This is a genomic window from Streptomyces sp. NPDC001380, assembly GCF_042895785.1.
GTDB lineage: Bacteria > Actinomycetota > Actinomycetes > Streptomycetales > Streptomycetaceae > Peterkaempfera.
The window spans coordinates 48137-64270 of record NZ_JBIAWP010000016.1; the positions used below are offsets into that span (position 1 = coordinate 48137).

The 16134-nt window shown below is 77.9% G+C and carries 18 protein-coding genes and 1 pseudogene; 10 read left to right on the forward strand and 9 right to left on the reverse strand.

Annotation, left to right across the window (positions count from 1 at the left end; genetic code table 11):
• Nucleotides 1–44: 44 nt before the first annotated feature.
• The 4 genes from ACFY07_RS19910 (at nt 45) to ACFY07_RS19925 (ending at nt 2434) form a co-directional block, all read left to right on the forward strand.
• On the forward strand, nt 45–812 hold the full coding sequence (locus tag ACFY07_RS19910) for a class I SAM-dependent methyltransferase (RefSeq protein ID WP_390870181.1): 768 nt from the start codon (nt 45–47) through the stop codon (nt 810–812).
• Between the two features lie 26 nt (nt 813–838).
• On the forward strand, nt 839–1474 hold the full coding sequence (locus tag ACFY07_RS19915; protein WP_390870183.1) for a DedA family protein: 636 nt from the start codon (nt 839–841) through the stop codon (nt 1472–1474).
• A gap of 399 nt (nt 1475–1873) precedes the next feature.
• Nucleotides 1874–2179 (forward strand): hypothetical protein, encoded by a 306-nt coding sequence (locus tag ACFY07_RS19920; RefSeq protein WP_390870184.1) that lies wholly within the window; start codon nt 1874–1876, stop codon nt 2177–2179.
• A 9-nt stretch (nt 2180–2188) separates the two neighbouring features.
• The gene (locus ACFY07_RS19925; protein ID WP_390870186.1) at nt 2189–2434 is read left to right on the forward strand and encodes a hypothetical protein; all 246 of its coding nucleotides are present in this window, start codon (nt 2189–2191) and stop codon (nt 2432–2434) included.
• A 226-nt stretch (nt 2435–2660) separates the two neighbouring features.
• On the opposite strand, the gene ACFY07_RS19930 is transcribed toward ACFY07_RS19925, so the two are convergent.
• On the reverse strand, nt 2661–2942 hold the full coding sequence (locus tag ACFY07_RS19930) for a hypothetical protein (protein ID WP_390870188.1): 282 nt from the start codon (nt 2940–2942) through the stop codon (nt 2661–2663).
• A 284-nt stretch (nt 2943–3226) separates the two neighbouring features.
• On the opposite strand from ACFY07_RS19930, the gene ACFY07_RS19935 reads away from it, so the two are divergent.
• Nucleotides 3227–3487 carry a hypothetical protein gene (locus ACFY07_RS19935; protein ID WP_390870190.1) on the forward strand — a complete coding sequence of 87 codons (261 nt, stop codon included), beginning with the start codon at nt 3227–3229 and terminating at the stop codon, nt 3485–3487.
• A 271-nt stretch (nt 3488–3758) separates the two neighbouring features.
• Complete coding sequence (locus ACFY07_RS19940; protein ID WP_390870191.1) at nt 3759–4046, forward strand: DUF1905 domain-containing protein; 288 nt, start codon at nt 3759–3761, stop codon at nt 4044–4046.
• 149 nt (nt 4047–4195) lie between these two features.
• Here the strand turns inward: ACFY07_RS19940 and tpg are convergent, their stop codons facing one another.
• The 4 genes from tpg to ACFY07_RS19960 form a co-directional block, all read right to left on the reverse strand.
• The gene (gene tpg / locus ACFY07_RS19945) at nt 4196–4738 is read right to left on the reverse strand and encodes a telomere-protecting terminal protein Tpg (protein ID WP_230652387.1); all 543 of its coding nucleotides are present in this window, start codon (nt 4736–4738) and stop codon (nt 4196–4198) included.
• A gap of 6 nt (nt 4739–4744) precedes the next feature.
• Nucleotides 4745–7051: a telomere-associated protein Tap gene (gene tap / locus ACFY07_RS19950; RefSeq protein ID WP_390870194.1), complete on the reverse strand. Its 2307-nt coding sequence runs from the start codon at nt 7049–7051 to the stop codon at nt 4745–4747.
• Between the two features lie 713 nt (nt 7052–7764).
• Complete coding sequence (locus tag ACFY07_RS19955) at nt 7765–7944, reverse strand: hypothetical protein (RefSeq protein ID WP_390870195.1); 180 nt, start codon at nt 7942–7944, stop codon at nt 7765–7767.
• A complete protein-coding gene (locus ACFY07_RS19960) occupies nt 7941–8270 on the reverse strand; it encodes a hypothetical protein (protein WP_390870197.1) in 330 nt (109 codons plus the stop codon). The genes ACFY07_RS19955 and ACFY07_RS19960 overlap by 4 nt, the downstream gene beginning before the upstream one ends.
• 387 nt (nt 8271–8657) lie before the next feature.
• Here ACFY07_RS19960 and ACFY07_RS19965 point away from each other — a divergent pair, with 387 nt between their 5' ends.
• Nucleotides 8658–9398: a class I SAM-dependent DNA methyltransferase gene (locus ACFY07_RS19965; protein ID WP_390870199.1), complete on the forward strand. Its 741-nt coding sequence runs from the start codon at nt 8658–8660 to the stop codon at nt 9396–9398.
• Between the two features lie 269 nt (nt 9399–9667).
• Nucleotides 9668–10312 carry a pyroglutamyl-peptidase I gene (pcp, locus tag ACFY07_RS19970; protein WP_390870201.1) on the forward strand — a complete coding sequence of 215 codons (645 nt, stop codon included), beginning with the start codon at nt 9668–9670 and terminating at the stop codon, nt 10310–10312.
• Nucleotides 10313–10464: 152 nt separating this feature from the next.
• Here pcp and ACFY07_RS19975 read toward each other — a convergent pair.
• Nucleotides 10465–10710 (reverse strand): annotated as a pseudogene (locus ACFY07_RS19975) (ATP-binding cassette domain-containing protein); the annotation flags it as partial.
• Between the two features lie 14 nt (nt 10711–10724).
• Nucleotides 10725–11081: an aminoglycoside adenylyltransferase domain-containing protein gene (locus tag ACFY07_RS19980; RefSeq protein ID WP_390870203.1), complete on the reverse strand. Its 357-nt coding sequence runs from the start codon at nt 11079–11081 to the stop codon at nt 10725–10727.
• A 629-nt stretch (nt 11082–11710) separates the two neighbouring features.
• Here ACFY07_RS19980 and ACFY07_RS19985 point away from each other — a divergent pair.
• Entirely contained in the window at nt 11711–12889 is a 1179-nt protein-coding gene (locus ACFY07_RS19985) for an aminotransferase class V-fold PLP-dependent enzyme (protein WP_390870205.1), read from the forward strand.
• 316 nt (nt 12890–13205) lie between these two features.
• Entirely contained in the window at nt 13206–13931 is a 726-nt protein-coding gene (locus ACFY07_RS19990; RefSeq protein WP_390870207.1) for a GNAT family N-acetyltransferase, read from the forward strand.
• Between the two features lie 133 nt (nt 13932–14064).
• Here the strand turns inward: ACFY07_RS19990 and ACFY07_RS19995 are convergent, their stop codons facing one another.
• Both ACFY07_RS19995 and ACFY07_RS20000 read right to left on the reverse strand, forming a co-directional pair.
• Nucleotides 14065–14703, reverse strand: a complete 639-nt coding sequence (locus ACFY07_RS19995) for an HNH endonuclease family protein (RefSeq protein ID WP_390870209.1) — start codon at nt 14701–14703, stop codon at nt 14065–14067.
• An 899-nt stretch (nt 14704–15602) separates the two neighbouring features.
• Complete coding sequence (locus ACFY07_RS20000) at nt 15603–15965, reverse strand: hypothetical protein (RefSeq protein ID WP_390870211.1); 363 nt, start codon at nt 15963–15965, stop codon at nt 15603–15605.
• Nucleotides 15966–16134: the final 169 nt, after the last annotated feature.

Below are 16134 nucleotides of genomic sequence, written 5' to 3' on the forward strand. Positions count from 1 at the left end.
AGCGACGGATCCGTCGGCGCGAACCCGTTCCTAGGGTCGGATCCATGGACACATGGACCACCTCGCACGACCGTGCCGTCGCGCAGCGCCATGCCGAGGGCTGGATGTTCCTCATCGAGGCAGCCCGCGACATCCGCACCACGGGCGCGGTCGCCCCCAGCAGCACGGCGCTGGCCCACGCGCTGACCGAACCGGTGCGCGCCCGGGCGGGGCGGCCGCTGAGCGTCCTCGAGGCGGGCGCCGGGACGGGCGCGGTCACCCGCTCCCTCATCGGCCGGCTGCCGTCCGGCAGCAGCCTGGACGTCGTCGAGGCCAATCCGCGCTTCGCCGCCCGCCTGGACCGGCTCGCCGCCGCGCACCCGCGTCCGGCGGGGCACACGGGGCCGGACACGCGGCAGATCCGCGTCCACGCCCGTCGGGTGGAGGACCTGGACCCCGGCCGGCGGTACGACGTGATCGTCTCCGGTCTGCCCTTCGCCAACTTCACCCCCCGCCAGGTCGAGACGATCATGGGCCGCTACCTGGAGCTGCTGCGCCCCGGCGGCACGCTGACCTACTTCTCCTACCTCGGCACCCGGCAGGCCCGCACCCTGCTCGCCTCCCGCGCCCGGACGCTCCGGCACCGGGCCGTCGAAGAGGTCCTGGCCGGCTACCGGCGCCGCTGCGCCACCGGCTGCCGGACGGTGTGGGCCAACCTCCCCCCGGCGAGGGTCTGGCAGCTCGAGCGGCCCACGACGGCCGCGTCCGGCCCCGCCCGGCCCGGGGCCGGGGCCGAGGCCGAGGCCGAGGCCGGGTCCGGGGCTGACCGTTGAGCGCCCTGGCGGACGCTCTCGGACACGTGCCCCCTGCGGCGGCCTACGCGATCGTGGCCACGGCCGTCCTGGCCGAGTCGGTGCTGCTCGTCGGGGCCTTCGTCCCCACGTTCACGCTGCTGCTGACGGGCGGGGCGCTGGCACGGGCGGGACAGCTGGACCTCCCCCTCCTGGTCGCGGCGGCCGCGGGCGCGGCGGCGGCGGGCGACTTCCTCGCCCACCGCACCGGAGGCGCCCTCGGCGGCCGCCTGCGCACCGGCCGGCTCGGCCGACGCCTCCCCTCCGCCGCGTGGCGGCGGGCCGAAGCGCTGACGGCCCGCCACGGCGGGCGGGCCGTCTTCCTGGCCCGCTTCCTCCCGGTGGTCCGCACCCTCGTCCCCCATCTCGCGGGCGCCGCCCGTCTGCCCTACCGCGGCATCGCCGGCCACAGCATCGCCGCGGCCCCGCTGTGGGCCGCCGCCGAGGCGGGCACCGGGTACGCGGCCACCGCCTCCCTCCAGCACGCCCTCGCCCTCGGCGGCCCCGTCCTCGCCGCGAGCGCGGCGGCCGTAGCCGTCGCCGGGTCGGCCCGGACGACGCTCCGGCGCCGCCGCAGGCCGGCGGCCGGTGCCCACGGCCCCGCCGTCGCACCGGTCGCCCTGCCAGCGGCGCACGGCCGTTGAGCGGACCTGCCGGGGATCCCGGGCACCGGCCGCCCGGCTCCGCGCCGCCGGAGCGGCGGCGGGGCGGCGGGGCGGCGGGGCGGCGGGGCGGCGGGGCAGCGGGGCAGCGGGGCGGCGGGGCGGCGGGGCGGCGGGGCGGCGGGGCAGGGTCCCCGGCAGGACCGGGATCCAGGACGACCGCCGGTTCCGGCACCCCGGTCCCGGGCGGTCACGGGAGGGGGCCCTCGGGGTGAACGGGCGGCGGCCGGGGGGCGTCCTCGGCGCGGAGCGGAGGCACGAGTCGCGCCCTGACACCTGCCAACGCACCCCCGAGTCGCTACCGTGGAACCCGAAGCCCGGATGCCGTGCGGCACCCGGGCCTCCGACCACGGCAGCCACCCGCGAGATGCGGAGACCACGATGAGCGCCCACCCCTACGAGCCCGCACCACGCCCGCGAGCCCGGGTCGAGCCCACCATCCGCAGCATCCGCAACGCGCTCCCCGAGGACCACCGCGCCGCGTTCCAGGCCGAGATCGAGCAGACCCCCCTGCACCGGATCACCCGGATCCTCGCCGCCTGGGACGTCCGTGCGCGGGCCCTCGCCACCCCCGAGCTGATGGACGCCGCAGGCCGTGCCGAGGAGCGACGCCTCTCCGGCGCCCCCGCACCCGAGGTGCTCACCGATGCCGAGGTTCGGGCCCTCTTCCCCCGCCTGCGGCCCTAACCTGGACCGGTGGCCCATGTGATCGACTTCCCCCGCGACTTCCGCGCCCAGGTCGAACGGCTGCCCCACCCCGTCCGGCAGGACCTCGAGACGGCCCTCCTCGAGGCGTCGCTCGACCCCTACCTGCTGCCGGCCCTCATCGACTCCGCCCCGCACCTGCGGATCCTGGAGTTCTCCGATCGCGGCACCTGCCTGCTGGTGGTCGACGACATCACCGAGCGGGTCCTCGTCGACCAGCTCGTCTGGCGCGGCTGACCGGTCGACCAGCTCGTCCGGCGCGGCTGACCGGTCGACCAGCTCGTCCGGCGCGGCTGACCGCCGGACGCACCCTGGGTGGGCCGTGCGGCCGGATCGTCCGGGGCACGCCCGGGTGGTGCCGGGCGGAGAGGCCCGGTCCGCGTCGGCGTCCGGCCGGGGCGGCCGCCCGGCAGGGCAGGGGAGGCTGCTCGCCGCAGAGGGCCCGCAGCCCCGTCGCCCGGTGTCAGGCGGGCGGGAGCGCCTGGGCGCGGTACTGGCGCACGGTACGGCGCCAGACGGCGGCCGGGCCGAGCGGGGGCTCCTGCTGGGCGGGGGCGAGAAGGCGCAGGCGGGCTTCGAGGACGGCCAGGCGTCGCTGCAGGTCGGGGTTGCGGCGGGGTGCGAGGGCGGCGTCCAGGCGCAGCAGGGCGGCCTGCTGGCTGAGTTCCTGGTACTCGGTGAGGGGGCCGTGCGGGGCGGGCAGGGCGTAGGCCAGGCGGCGCAGCAGGTGGAGCAGGCGGTGCATGGGGATGATGGTAGTTTCCGCCGTTTTGAGGGCTGCGGGCGGGGTGGCGGGGAGCGCAGGGGCGGGGCGGGCGAACGGGTGCGAGGCGGGCGGGGGCGGGAGGCGCGCGCATGCGGACAGCGGGCGTGAGCTGCGCCGGTCCGGGTTCCTCTGCGCCGTGACGGGGGAGGGACGCGGACCGGAGGCGCGGGAAGGGTGTTGGCCGGGCGCCGTCCGGGGCAGGCGCCTTCCACCACAGCGGTCCTGCCGGACCGTCAGGACACCGGACCACGAGGGATGTGACCATGACGAAGGGCACGCGTCAGACCGGGCAGAAGGCCGCGACCGCCGCAGGGAAGTCGCTCGGCAGCGCCAGGACCACCGGGAAGCAGAAGACCGCGGCGGCCAGCGCCGTCTCCCAGGCGCCCGACAGCACCGGCCGGACCGGCAGGAAGGCCGCCTCCGCCGCGGCCGCGACGCTGGCGGACAAGAAGGCGACCAAGGCCGAGAAGTCCGCCGCCGCGAGCGCCCTGTCCCAGGCCCGGTCCACGGGCAGGAAGAAGTAGGGGCGGACGTGTGCGGCCGCCGCAGCGCGTCCGCCCGCCGGGGCGCGGCGGGACATCCGGTTCCCCCAGGGGTGTCCGGTGTGCGCCCCGGCGCTCGGCCCGGGTGCCCGGACACGCCTGCTGCGCCCGTGCACGGCGCCCGGCGGGCGGGGCGTCGGCGGGGACAGCCGTCACGCGGACCGTCCGGGACGGGTGTCGGCGCTGGTCCGCACGGTGGCCCCACCCGTACGCTGAGCGGGATCCCGCACTCCTCGAAGAACGGACCGGCTCCATGGACATCGCCTTCACCGGGCAGGTCGTCGAATGGCGGGGGCCTTCCCCGTTCTTCTTCGTGCCGGTGCCGGAGGAGCAGTGCGCCGACATCCGCGACGTGGCGTCGGCGGCAACGTACGGGTGGGGCGTCGTCCCCGTCGAGGCCCGGATCGGCGGGAGCACCTTCACCACGTCCCTCTTCCCGAGGGACGGCGGCTACCTGCTGCCGGTCAAGGACGCGGTGCGCAGGCCGCAGGGCCTCGCGACGGGGGACACGGTGACCGTGGAGATGAGCGTCCGCCTGTAGCGCCCGGTGCGGACCGGTGCGGGCGCCGATTCCGGGAGCACCCGGGACCGGCGTCCCGGAACACCCGCTCGGGCGTCCCGGGCGCCGTCCCGCCGGGTCCGGCCGCACCCGGGCTCCCGGGAGCCCCTGGGCGGCGCCGCCGCGGAGGGTCAGATGCCGAAGTCGACGAAGTCGATGCCGGTGAACTCCACCTCCAGGCCGGTGGCCCGGCGGCCGCCGTCGCGGAAGTAGGCGTGGGCGAGGCCCTGGGCGAGGATCCGGGCCTGGTGGTCCTCGGAGGCGCCCGCGTCGCGGGCGGCGAAGAGCGCGGCCGCGGTCTCGGCGGGGACGTGCTGGGTGATCATCCGCAGCCGCGGGTCGTCGGTGGAGCCGGGAGCCGCGGTGAAACCGAACCGGGCCCGGGTGTGGATCACCATGCCCCCGGCCTCCGCCTGCCGGCGGATGCGGCGGCGCACCCGGGGCTGCCAGTCGGCACGCACCTGCTCCTCGATCCGGGCCGCCGCCTCGGGCCTGGGGTGGCGGTCGCCCTTGAGCCAGTGCTGCACCGCGCGCTGGGACACCCCGAGCCGGAGCGCCAGCGCCCTGGTGGAGCCCTTCTCCCGGCGGAGCAGGAACCGCAGGCGGGCCGCGGTGGACTGCGGGAGGGGCCGGGTGTGCAGGGCGCGTTCCAGGCCGTCCTCGATCTCGCCCACGGCGGCTCACTCCCCTTCGGCGACGGCGTCGGTGCCGGTCTTGATGTGGCGGGCGGGGTTGGCTTCGTCGGCGAGGAGCTCCAGCGCCCACTCCAGGGTCCGGGTGCCCTCGTGCTTGACGTGGCCCGGGGAGACGCCCAGGCGCAGGGCGCCGGGGACGGGGGTGCCGTCGGACCGGTAGGGCAGCACGTCCAGCGGCGAGGGCCCGGGGGCCGGGTAGACGGCGCAGTCGGAGAGGACCCCGATCGGGTGGCGGCCGGTGGCCTGGGCGGTCCTGAGCAGTTTGCGGTGCATGTTGACCCGGGCGGTGGCGATGACCGCGGCGCGGATGTCGGGACGCCAGGTGGGGCGCTCCAGAGCGGGCCAGGGCAGGCCGGGGCGGTAGCCGGCGCCCTGGGGGCGTTCGCGGAGCTTGCCGATGCCGCCCTTGGCGGTGGCCTTGACCGCGGCCAGGACCGCCGCCTCCACGGGGTCGCCGGCCTCCTTGAGGGCGGCCATCGCGGCCAGGAAGGCGTGCGGGTCGCGGTCGGCGAGGTCGCGGGGGACCCCGAGGCGGTCCATGCCGGCGATGTAGGCGTCGCGCAGCCGGGCGTGCCAGTGGTCGAGGTAGGGGCCGGTGCGGTGGCGCAGCCAGCCCTCCAGCGGCCGGACGTCCGCGCCGAGCTCGACGGCGTAGGCGACGGTGGGGGTGGCGTACCAGGCCGGGCCCGCGGGGGGACGGCCGTCGGGGGTGAAGGGGTTCGGCAGGCGGGGGTCCGAGGCGACCCCGGACAGGTCGACCAGCCAGCAGCCGGGGACCTTCCTGTCGAAGGCCGGGCGCAGCTCGTGGACCGGTTCCGACAGGCCGACCGGCAGCCGGTTGGTGGCGGCGAGGAACGCGGTGTTGATGTCGACGCCCACCGCGTACGGCAGCCCGACCTCCCCGGGGTCCAGGAGGTCGACCGGCCGGTGCCAGTCCCACGCCTCCTCCTCCAGGACGTCGTGCTCGGCGCGGCCGGCGGCCAGGGGGTGCTCGGGCGGCGCCTCCGGCGGCGCGGGGTCCAGCGGGTGGGTGAGGGAGCCCTCCACCGGGCCGGAGGTCCAGCCGGACTGCGTGCGCACCGGGCGGGTGGGCGGCCGCAGCGCGGTCATCAGCTCCAGGCCCGTCACCGCCGTCGAGCCGCGCGGGGTGAGCACGCGGGAGGCGTAGGTGCCCAGCAGGCGCGCCAGCTCGGGCGCGGCGAGGCCGTCGGGGACGGACCAGCCGCCGGAGGAGAGGGCGCCCCAGGCCGGGACGCAGTACTGCACGCACGCGCGGCGGCCGCCCTCGGGGGTGCGGTAGACGCGCGCCCACGGCCCGAAGCCGCGGCGGGTCAGCAGCCATCCGGCCCGCAGCAGGGCCCTGACCGCCCTGTGGGTCTCCGGCAGGCGGCCGGTACGGGGGTCGAACCCGCCCTTCCCGCCGCCCGCCGCCGGCAGGCCCAGGCACTCGGCGGCCGCGTCGGTGAGCACCACCAGCGGGTCGCCGTCCTTGCCGAACCGGTGCAGCCGGCCCGAGCCCAGACCGGCCTCCGACGCCCACTCCGTGACCTCGGCGAGCGACGCGGCGGCCACCGGCACCGGCAGCGTGCGGCCGTCGGCGAGGTGCGCGACCAGCCGGCGGCCGTCGGCGTCGAGGACCGCCAGCGGGCCGGCGGGGAAGCGTCCCTCTTCCTCCTGGGGCCGGTCCTGGTCCTGGGATCGGGTGCGGGTCCGGCCCTGGTCCCGGGCCGGGGTCCGGGGCTGGGTCCGGGCCGGCGACGGTGCTGCCGCCGTGTCCCGTCCGTCCGGCGCCCCGCCGACGGCCGGGCGGGCGGCGGGCGCCGGGGCGGCAGGGGCGGCCGGGCCCGGCACGGGGGCGGGCGGAGCGGTGGCGGCGTCGGCTCCGGCGGTGACGGCTTCGGCCCCGGCGTCCCGTGGCGTCGCGGGCGTCCGGTCCCCGGCGGGGGCCGGAGCGGGCGCCGGAGCGGGGGCAGGGGCAGGCGCAGGGGCCGGAGCAGGGGCAGGCGCGGGGGCGGCCGGGGCGACACCGGGCGGGGTCCAGGACGAACCGTGGCGGGCGGCCAGCTGGCGCAGCAGGTGCGCGTACGCCTCCCGCTGCGGAGAGCGCGGCTCGCTGCGCCCGCCCTCCCAGCCCGCGACCGTCTGCGGCCGCACCCCGAGCGCGTCGGCCACCTGCCTCCGGGTCAGCTGCGCCGCCGTGCGGAGCCTGGCACGCTCGTCCGCCGGCGGCAGGTCCTCTCCCCCGGCGCGGGCCAGCAGCGCGTCGACCGCGTCGAACAGCGCATCCGACATGGCCACCTCCTACAAGTCGTTCCGAGAGCGGTCGGGCGGGTGGGGGACCGTCCCGCGCCGGAGAGACCCGCCCCGGCCCGCCGCACGGGCGGCGCCGAGGCGCGCCCGGGCGCCGTCCGACGCGGGAAGCGGCCGTCGGCCGGCGAGGGCCGCGACCGGGACGGGCAGGTCCGGAGGAAGCGCCCGGGACCGGGACCGCGCCCGTGGCGTCGGGGGAGTCGGGGCGTCAGTTCCGGGCAAGGCCTGCTTCCCGGCTCTCGGGGAGGGGCGCGGGAACGGCGCACGGACGGGTGCGGACCCCCGCGGCGGGCCGGCGGCCGAGCGGGTCGGCACACGGAGACGCGCGGACGGGAGCGGCACCGGCGGGCACGGCGGCCGCACGGGCGCGGGTGCGCCCGGAGCCGGGACCGCCGGACGGGCGGCGGGCTCCGCCGAGGGCGGCCCGTCCGGAGCCGCGGCGTCCGGCCCGGATCGGAGATGCCTCTGCCACGGCGCTCACTCTACAGCCGTTGACCAGGCACACCGGCCCGGGCCGCACGCTCCCGGCGGCAGGAGCAGGGCGGGCGCAGCCGGATGCCCCCGCGCCCGGGGACCCTCCCCTCCGGTCGCACCGGAGGACGGCACCCGGCTGCACCCGACGGGCGGCCGCGGGCGGGTCCCACCGGGCGGCGCACCGGGCGGCCGCGCCGGAAAGGGAGCCTCCGGCGGCGGGGTCAGGGGTCGCCGGCAGCGGCGTCGGCAGGGCCGTCGGCCGGTGCGGCCGGTGCCGGCGGAGGCACCGGGTTGGGCTCGTCGGGGTAGGCGACGGAGCCGCCGTCGATGGTCAGCTGCAGGGGCCGCGCGGCCCGGCGTTCGAGCCACGCCACGAGGTCGGGCTGCTCCCGGCCGCTCACGCCGCACGCTCCGGCCCGCCCTCGCCCGCCGGTCGGCGTTTCACGGAACGCGCCAGGCTGCGGGCACCGAGCTCCAGCAGGCCGGTGGTGAGGACCACCGACCCGGTGCAGGCGGCCCAGCAGACGCCGGCCGCCGTCTCGTACGCGCCCGCGTAGCGGTCGACGAGACGGACCAGCTCGGACAGCGCGCCGCCCTCACCACCGCACCGCCCGTCGCCCGCACCGGCCCCGCCCCCCGCACCGCCCGCCGGGTGCTCCCCGGTGCGGGCGGTCCGAGCGGCTGCCGGATCACCCCGGTTCTCCTGACACACCGTCCCCTGATGCACGCAGACCTCCTGCCCCCGTGGCGGCGTCCCACGCAGCTCCCCCACCACCCGTGCCGTCCGTACCCCACGGCCGGGGCGGGGGGTCCGCGCCGGGCGGGCTCCCCCTCGCCGTCGGCGCGCGGACGCGCCGCCCCTGACGCCGGGCCCCGCACCGGGCATCCCGGTGCGGGGCGGAGCGGGCTTCCGGGCGGCTCCGCCGGGACACCGCCGGGACGCCGCCGGGACAGGGCGGTGCGGACGGGACGGAGCAGGCCGGGCAGGCCCGCCCCCGGGCCGTGCTCGAAGGGCCGGCACGGCCGCCGTCCCGTCGCGGCCCGTGGGCCGCAGGCGCGGGGCAGGTCGCAATTGCGTGGACAGCCCACGCCGCTCCCGGCAGAGTGGGCGCCCGTGACGAGCAGCGAGCTGTGGACCCGTGCGACCGCCGAACGCTACGACGCCGAGGAGAGCGAGATGTCCTCGGCCGCCGTTCTCGGACCGACTCTCGACTTCCTCGCCGGGCTCGCCGGACGCGGCCGTGCGCTGGAGTTCGCCGTCGGAACCGGACGGGTGGGCGTCCCCCTCCGGGAGCGGGGGGTGCCCGTGGCGGGCATCGAGCTGTCCGAGCACATGGCAGCGGTCCTGCGGCGCAAGATCGACGAGGACGCGCTCCCGGTCGTCGTCGGGGACATGGCCACGACCGTCGTCCCCGGCGAGTTCACCCTGGTCTATCTCGTCTACAACACGATCACGAACCTGCTCACGCAGGACGAGCAGGTCGAGTGCTTCCGCAATGCCGCACGCCACCTGGCGCCCGGCGGGCGGTTCGTCATCGAGCTGGGTGTCCCTCCCCTGCGGTTCCTGCCGCCCGGGCAGGTCGCGGTGCCGTTCGACGTCTCCGACCGGCACCTCGGCTTCGACACCTTCGACCTGGTCGCGCAGGTCCTCGTCTCGCACCACCTCACCCGCGACGGCGAGGACGGCCGCTACCGCCGCGGCGAATCCCGGCACCGGTACGCGTGGCCGGCGGAGCTCGACCTGATGGCGCGGATTGCGGGGCTCGAGCTGGAGCGGCGCGTCGCGGACTGGGACGGGGCGCCGTTCGCCCAGGACTCCGCGAAGCACATCTCCGTGTGGCGCAAGCCGGCCTGAGGCCGCCCCTCCCGGTTCCGCCCCCGGTCCCGCCCCTCGGTCGGGCGCGGCACGGCGAGGAGGCCGATGACGGCGGGAGGCACCCCGTCGTCCCGGGTGCGTGGCCGTCCGGCACACCGGCTGCCGTGTCCCGCGCCCGGGCCGGCCGGCGGCGGCCGGCGGGATCGCGCCGCCTGCAGCTGCGGGCGGGGTCGCTACAGTCGGTGCGGGCACCGGGCCGGTCGCGCCGGTGCGGCGGCCGGGGGTGCCGAACGGCAGGAGGAGACCTGGTGGTCCGTGTGCTCATGACCGGATTCGAGCCCTTCGACGGGGCGTCCGCCAACCCTTCGTGGGAGGCGGCCCGCCTGGTCGCCGAGGAGCCTCCGCCCGGGACCGAGGTCTCACCCCTCCTGCTGCCCTGCGTCTTCGGCGACTGCCTGCGCGTCCTGGACGACGCGGTGGAGCGGACCGCTCCCGACCTGGTGCTCTGCACCGGCCAGGCGGCCGGCCGCAGCGGCCTGACGGTGGAGCGGATCGCGGTCAACGTCGACGACGCGCGCCTGCCCGACAACGCCGGCCGGCAGCCGGTGGACCGTCCGGTCGTGCCCGGCGGACCCGCCGCGTACTTCGCCACCCTCCCGGTCAAGGCCTGCACGGCCGCGGCCCGGGCGGCGGGTGTGCCGTGCTCGGTCTCCCAGACCGCGGGCACCTTCGTGTGCAACCACCTCTTCTACGGCCTGATGCACCTGCTCTCCACCCGGTACCCGGACGTCCGGGGCGGCTTCGTGCACGTGCCCTCCCTCCCGGAGCAGGTCCTGGACGGCGCAGGTCCCGCGATGCCGGCGGAGACGGCCGCGCGCGGGCTGCGGGCGATCCTCACCGCCGCGGCCACCGTGCGCGAGGACATCCGCCTGGCCGCCGGGGCCGTGCACTGACCGGTGGGCCGCCGGGGCCGTGGACCGGCCGACCGACCCGCCGGGGCCGTGGACCGGCCGACCGGCCGGCACGGGGCAGGGCAGGGCAGGGCACGGCGGCGGCCTCGGGGCACCGCCCGTCGGGCGCCGTCCGGCGCCCGACGCCAGCGGGAGAGGATCCGGCCGTCGCCCAGCTCGACGACCCGGTCGGCGAGCTCCATGAGCTGGGGGTCGTGCGTGGCGACCAGGGCGGTCACCCCCTCGCTGTGCACCACGGCCCGCAGCAGCCGCATGACGGCCCGCCCGGTGGCGGAGTCCAGCTGGCCGGTGGGCTCGTCGGCGATGACGAGCGAGGGCTCATTGGCCAGGGCGCGGGCGATGGCGACGCGCTGCTGCTGGCCGGTCGACGGCGCCTGCGGCACGCGGACGGGGGCTACAGCCGGTCGGCGTGGTCGGCGACGGCCTCGACCAGGTCGCAGGCGGCCAGGCCGTCGGCGGCCGTGAACGCGACCGTCCCGTCGCCCAGGCGCCATGACCTGGCCCGGGAGAGCAGGGCGGCGTACCGGGGAAGGAGGTGCGCGGTGTGGTCGGCGGCCGCCGTCTTGGAGATGACGCCGCCGGTGGCCACGGTGTGGTGCAGGCGGCCGGGGCCGAGGACCAGCCATGCGACGGCGTCGGCGGGGATCGGCGCGTGCGGGTCGCGGGAGGCGAGGCCGGGGCACGCCCGGTCCAGCTCCGACAGGTAGGTGTCCAGGGCGGACCGTGCGGCGTCGTCCAACTGCGGTTCCACGGGCCGATGGCAGTCGTGGCGCCGCCGGCCGCCGGGCCCTCCGCCGCGATCGCCCGACTCCCGCGCCCGACCCTCGCGCCCGTCCCTCGTGGACGGCCCTCGGGGGGAGCCGGTGGACGGGACCGCGACGGGCGCGGCCGTCGCCGGCCTCCTGGCCGGGACGGCCGCGCCCTCGATCCGGTACGGCGGCTCTGGCGGCACCGCCCGTCCCCTGGTGGCCGACGCCTGCGCGGCTCCGTTTCGGCCACGCCGGCCGGCTCGCCGGCCGTGGTCCCGGGCTGCCGGAGAAGGCCGTCGCGTGCGCCGGTCGCCTCACCGTCGGCGTGGTGTTCTCCCCCGCCGTCGACATGACGGGCGTCCCGCGTCGGACGGCCCACGCAGGGGGACCCCGGACACGGGCGACCTGGCGGTGCCCAGTACCCGCCGACGCGAGAACGTGCTCCGCTTCGGCGGCCCCACCGCCGACGGTCTCCGCACACCCCCGCCCGCCCACGGCCCGGCCCTTCGGGTGCCCGGAGACCGCAGACACCCGTCCGGTCTTCTGGGACGACACGGCCGCCTGCGAGTATCAGGTCGTACTCCGCCGCCCGCCACGAAGAGATGCAGGGTCCTGAAGGAGCTGGGTGCCGATGGCGCTGATCGATGTCGAGCGGGTCCGTCGGGAGACGGCGGGGGTCGCACGGGTGGTCCATCTCAACAACGCCGGGGCGTCGCTGCCGCCCCGGCCGGTGGTCGACGCCGTGATCGGGCATCTGCGCCTGGAGGAGCAGATCGGCGGGTACGAGGCGGCGGCAGCGCAGGCCGGGCGGATCGAGCACACCTACGACGCGCTGGCCCGCCTGGTCGGCGCCGGACGGGACGACATCGCAGTGGTGGAGAACGCCACCCGCGCCTGGGACATGGCGTTCCACTCCCTGCCCTGGGCCGAGGGCGACCGCATCCTGACCGCCCGTGCCGAGTACGCGAGCAACGCCATCGCCTTCCTGCAGACCGCCCGCCGCCACGGTGTGCGCGTCGACGTCGTCCCCGACGACGCGCACGGACAGCTCGACGTCGACGCGCTGCGCGCCATGGTCGACGAACGGGTCAGGCTCATCGCGATCACGCACGTGCCGACCCAGGGCGGCCTGGTCAATCCGGCCGCCGAGATCGGCGAGGTGGCCCGGCAGGCCGGCGTCGTCTACCTGCTGGACGCCTGCCAGTCCATCGGCCAGATGCCCGTCGATGTCGGCGAGATCGGCTGCGACCTGCTCACCGCGACCGGCCGCAAGTTCCTGCGCGCCCCGCGCGGCACCGGCTTCCTGTACTGCTCGCCGCGGATCCGCGAACAGCTGGAACCGCCGTTCCTGGACCTGCACGCGGCCGCCTGGACGTCGGCGGACGGCTACCGGGTCCGGGGCGACGCCCGCCGGTTCGAGAACTGGGAGACCTACTGCGCCGGCAAGATCGGCCTCGGGACCGCGGTGGACTACGCCCTCGACCTCGGCCTGGACGCGATCGGGGCACGGGTGACCCGGCTGGCCGCGACCCTGCGCGCACGCCTCCGGACGCTGCCCGGAGTGCGGGTCCACGACCGGGGGGTGCGGCTGTGCGGCATCGTGACCTTCACCGTTGAGGGCCACGACAGCCAGGACGTCGCACGGGCCCTCCGGGCCGGCGGGATCAACGTCTCGGTCTCCATCGCCGACCATGCGCGCTGGGACTTCGAACCCCGGTCCCTGACATCGGTCGTCCGCGCCTCCGTGCACTACTACAACACGGACGACGAGATCGACCGGCTGGTCGACGCCCTGCCCGCGCCGGCCTGATCGTCCGACCGCAGCTCCGCGCGGTGCTGAGAGGCCGCGAGCGACGCGATGCCCGAGGGGCCGGCAGCGGGCACGTCGACCGACCGACGCCCCCGCCGCCCCGAGCGCCGGACGGCTGAGCCGAGACACCCTCAGGACGTCCCCGGGGACTCGGCAGGGGGGCGCGCGGCGCGGCCGGGGTGGGGCTGGCCTGCCCCCGGCGGGTCGGCCGTGTCCTCGGGCTGTCCGTCCGCGGCGGATGCGGCGGGACCGCCGCGCGCGGGCGCGGCGGCGGAATTCCGTGGCCGGTCCCGTGCACGGCTGACAGAATCGGACGATGTCGACGGATCCCTTGCCGGTCAGGGCCCGCGCGCTGTGGGAGGGCCTGGCGTCGGTGCCGTTCCCGGGGACGGGCGGTGTGCGTGTGGCCGTCTCGCCCCGGTCGCAGCTGTGCCCCCCGGGCTGGGTGGGCGTGGTGTCCCTGGGCGGGGCGGCAATCGTGACCGTGCCCGACGAGGACACCGCAGCGAGGGCCCGCGCCCTGGCGGACCTGCCGCCGGAGGCGGTCGCGGACGTCGACGCGGTCCGCGGGGTGCTGCCGGTGGCACGCGTCCTGGGCCCGGCGACGCCGGCGTACACGTCCCGGGAGGAGTTCCGCCCGGTTCCGCCGGGTTCTCCGACGGTGCATCGGCTGCCCTCCGGTCACACGGACCTCCGGGGCCTGGAGGAGGAGGCGGGCGAGGCGGACGCCGGGGAGGCCGGCCTGGAGGGGGCCACCTCGCCGCTGTTCGCGGTCCGCGCGGCGGGCGGGGTCGTCGCCGCGGCCGGGTACGAGGTGTGGCAGGGCCGGGCGGCCCACATCGGCGTCCTGACCGCCCCCGCCTGGCGGGGGCGGGGTCTGGCCCGGGCCACGGGGTCGGCAGCGGCGGCGCACGCCCTCGCCGCCGGGCTCCTGCCGCAGTGGCGGGCCCGGATCCCGGCGTCCAGACGTGCCGCCGCGGCCCTGGGCTTCCGGGAGCTGGGCGTCCAGCTGAGCGTCGAACCGGGCCCGGGGCGGCGGTAGGCGGCCTCAGGCGCTCCGCGCCCACGGGCGGCCCCGCACGCTCCGGACCGCCGGGAGCCGGGCCCTCCGAGGTGCTGCCCGTGCGGCCGCCGTCCGGCAGCCGGACCGGGCGGCCGGGCGGCGGACGTGGTGGTCAGCAGCCGTTGAGGACGCCGGTCAGGGCGCTCTTCTCGGCGGTGTCGACGGAGAGGCCGTAGGAGTACTTCACCTGGACCCAGGCGCGGACGTAGGTGCAGCGGTAGGAGGTCAGCGGGGGCAGCCAGGTGGCGGGGTCCTGGTCGCCCTTGGACTGGTTGACGTTGTCGGTGACGGCCAGGAGCTGCGGGCGGGTGATGTCGTTCGCGAACTGCTCGCGCTTGGTGCTGGTCCAGGCGGACGCGCCGGAGTCCCACGCCTCGGCCAGCGGCACCAGGTGGTCGATGTCGAGGTCGGAGGCGGCGGTCCAGGTGGCGCCGTCGTAGGGCGAGTACCAGGTGCCGGAGACGGCGGCGCAGGAGGAGTCGGTGACGACGCCCGCGCCGTCGCGCATGAGGATCCACTCCCGGGTGTTGCAGGTGCCGGAGATGGTGTCCCAGGTGGAGAAGAGGCTGCGGCTGTAGCCGGTGCGGTTCTCGGTGGCGACCTTCAGGGAGGACAGGTAGGTACGGGCGGTGGACGCCGATATCGGGGTGGGCAGCGCCGCGTCGGCGGTGCCGGTGGCGGCGGTGAGCAGGCCGGCGGCGAGCACGGCGGTGGTGAGGGCGGCGGCGAGGCGGCGGACGGTTCCGGGCATGGCGGGGCACTCCTGCTGCGGAGGAGGGGCAAGGGAGGGGGTGCCGCACCAGGATTGCGCCGGGGGGTCTATGCGGGTAGACACCCGCTTGTGAATTGTTCATGACCAGTTCGTGTCCGGCCCGCCACTCCGACGGACGCGAGGGCGCCGAAGGTCCGCACTTCGAGATGACGGACCGTCATGAGAGCGCCGACGGCCCTCGGGGACCGCTGCGGACGAGTCGTGGGCCGCGCCGCTCCCGGCCGGACCGCCGCGGCTCAGGACCGTCCACGGAACGGGTCGGGGCGGGATGCAGGAGCGCGAGGGCACGGACGCGGGGGCGCAGGAGCGCGAGGGCACGACCGTACGGGGCAGGGGCGCACGGGGGCAGGGGGTGCTGGGGCGCGGGCCCGTCGGGGATCCCGCCGTCCGCGGCGGGGGGCGGACAGGGCGGGGCGCCTCCGGCCGTGCGCACCGGCCGGGTACGGCCCGGCCGCGGCCGGAGGGGAGGGGGACCGGCAGCAGGCAGCGGCGGGACGTCGGCCCCGGCTGCGGCGGCGCGCCGGTCTCAGCGGCGGCGCGGATCCCGGCGCCGGTTCCGGCCCCGGCTGCGGCCCCGGCTGCGGCGCCGGTCGGCCCGGACCGGCTGCGGCGCCAGGTCGGGACCGCCGCCGCGGCGCCCGGCGACGTGCAGCGGGCCGCCCGACCGGAGCAGAGCGGCGGGCGCAGAGGAGCAGAGGTCCGGGGCCCGGGCACGAGCCGGCAGGCAGGTCACCGGAGGGCCGGAGGGCCGCGCTCCGCCGCCGCACCGGGCGGGTCGCCCGGCGGACGGGGAGGCCGGGCCTCCCGCCGCCGGCAGGAAGGCGGTCCGCCGCCCCGCCGGGGTCGGCGGGGCGGCGGACGGAGGGGGTGAGGGAGGGTCAGTGGCGGTCCCACCAGCAGAACCGCCAGTGGCCCTGGGTGTAGCCCGCGTCGTAGCCGTCGGCGTACCCCCGGGCCCACCGGCGGTCGCCTCCGTTGTCGTGCGGCCTGAACTCCCGTCGGGCGTGCCGCAGACGGCAGTCCTCGCGGGCGTCGCGGTACCCGTCGCGGTACCCCTGCCGGAAGCCCTGCCGGTAGGGGTTGCCGTACGAGGGCGCCGACGCCGCCGCCGCGACGGAGGCCCGGTGTGCCGTGCCCGGTGCGGCCGACGCCTGGGGGACGGCCGCCGTGGTGAGGGCGAGGGTGGCGGCGAAGAGGAGCGACCCGAGAGTCGCTGCCCGCTTCTGCTTTCCTGTGCGCATGGTTCCGGCCTCCTCGGAGTGCGGTGACATGCATGCCCTTCTCACCATGAACCCGGCCTCGGGGGACGGCAAATCGATCTCCCGCACCCTCCGCCGCACCCTCCCGCACGCCCCTCCGCCTCCCGGCCCCGGACACCCGGGAGGGGGCGCATCGGAGGCGGGACACTCC

What these genes read in the sequence shown, in the direction of transcription:
- ACFY07_RS19910 (WP_390870181.1), top strand. Translation starts at nt 45, where the DNA reads ATGGACACATGGACCACCTCGCACGACCGTGCCGTCGCGCAGCGCCAT.
- ACFY07_RS19920 (WP_390870184.1), top strand. Translation starts at nt 1,874, where the DNA reads ATGAGCGCCCACCCCTACGAGCCCGCACCACGCCCGCGAGCCCGGGTC.
- ACFY07_RS19930 (WP_390870188.1), bottom strand. Translation starts at nt 2,942, where the DNA reads ATGCACCGCCTGCTCCACCTGCTGCGCCGCCTGGCCTACGCCCTGCCC.
- ACFY07_RS19935 (WP_390870190.1), top strand. Translation starts at nt 3,227, where the DNA reads ATGACGAAGGGCACGCGTCAGACCGGGCAGAAGGCCGCGACCGCCGCA.
- ACFY07_RS19940 (WP_390870191.1), top strand. Translation starts at nt 3,759, where the DNA reads ATGGACATCGCCTTCACCGGGCAGGTCGTCGAATGGCGGGGGCCTTCC.
- tap (WP_390870194.1), bottom strand. Translation starts at nt 7,051, where the DNA reads ATGTCGGATGCGCTGTTCGACGCGGTCGACGCGCTGCTGGCCCGCGCC.
- ACFY07_RS19985 (WP_390870205.1), top strand. Translation starts at nt 11,711, where the DNA reads ATGGCGCTGATCGATGTCGAGCGGGTCCGTCGGGAGACGGCGGGGGTC.
- ACFY07_RS19990 (WP_390870207.1), top strand. Translation starts at nt 13,206, where the DNA reads ATGTCGACGGATCCCTTGCCGGTCAGGGCCCGCGCGCTGTGGGAGGGC.
- ACFY07_RS19995 (WP_390870209.1), bottom strand. Translation starts at nt 14,703, where the DNA reads ATGCCCGGAACCGTCCGCCGCCTCGCCGCCGCCCTCACCACCGCCGTG.
- ACFY07_RS20000 (WP_390870211.1), bottom strand. Translation starts at nt 15,965, where the DNA reads ATGCGCACAGGAAAGCAGAAGCGGGCAGCGACTCTCGGGTCGCTCCTC.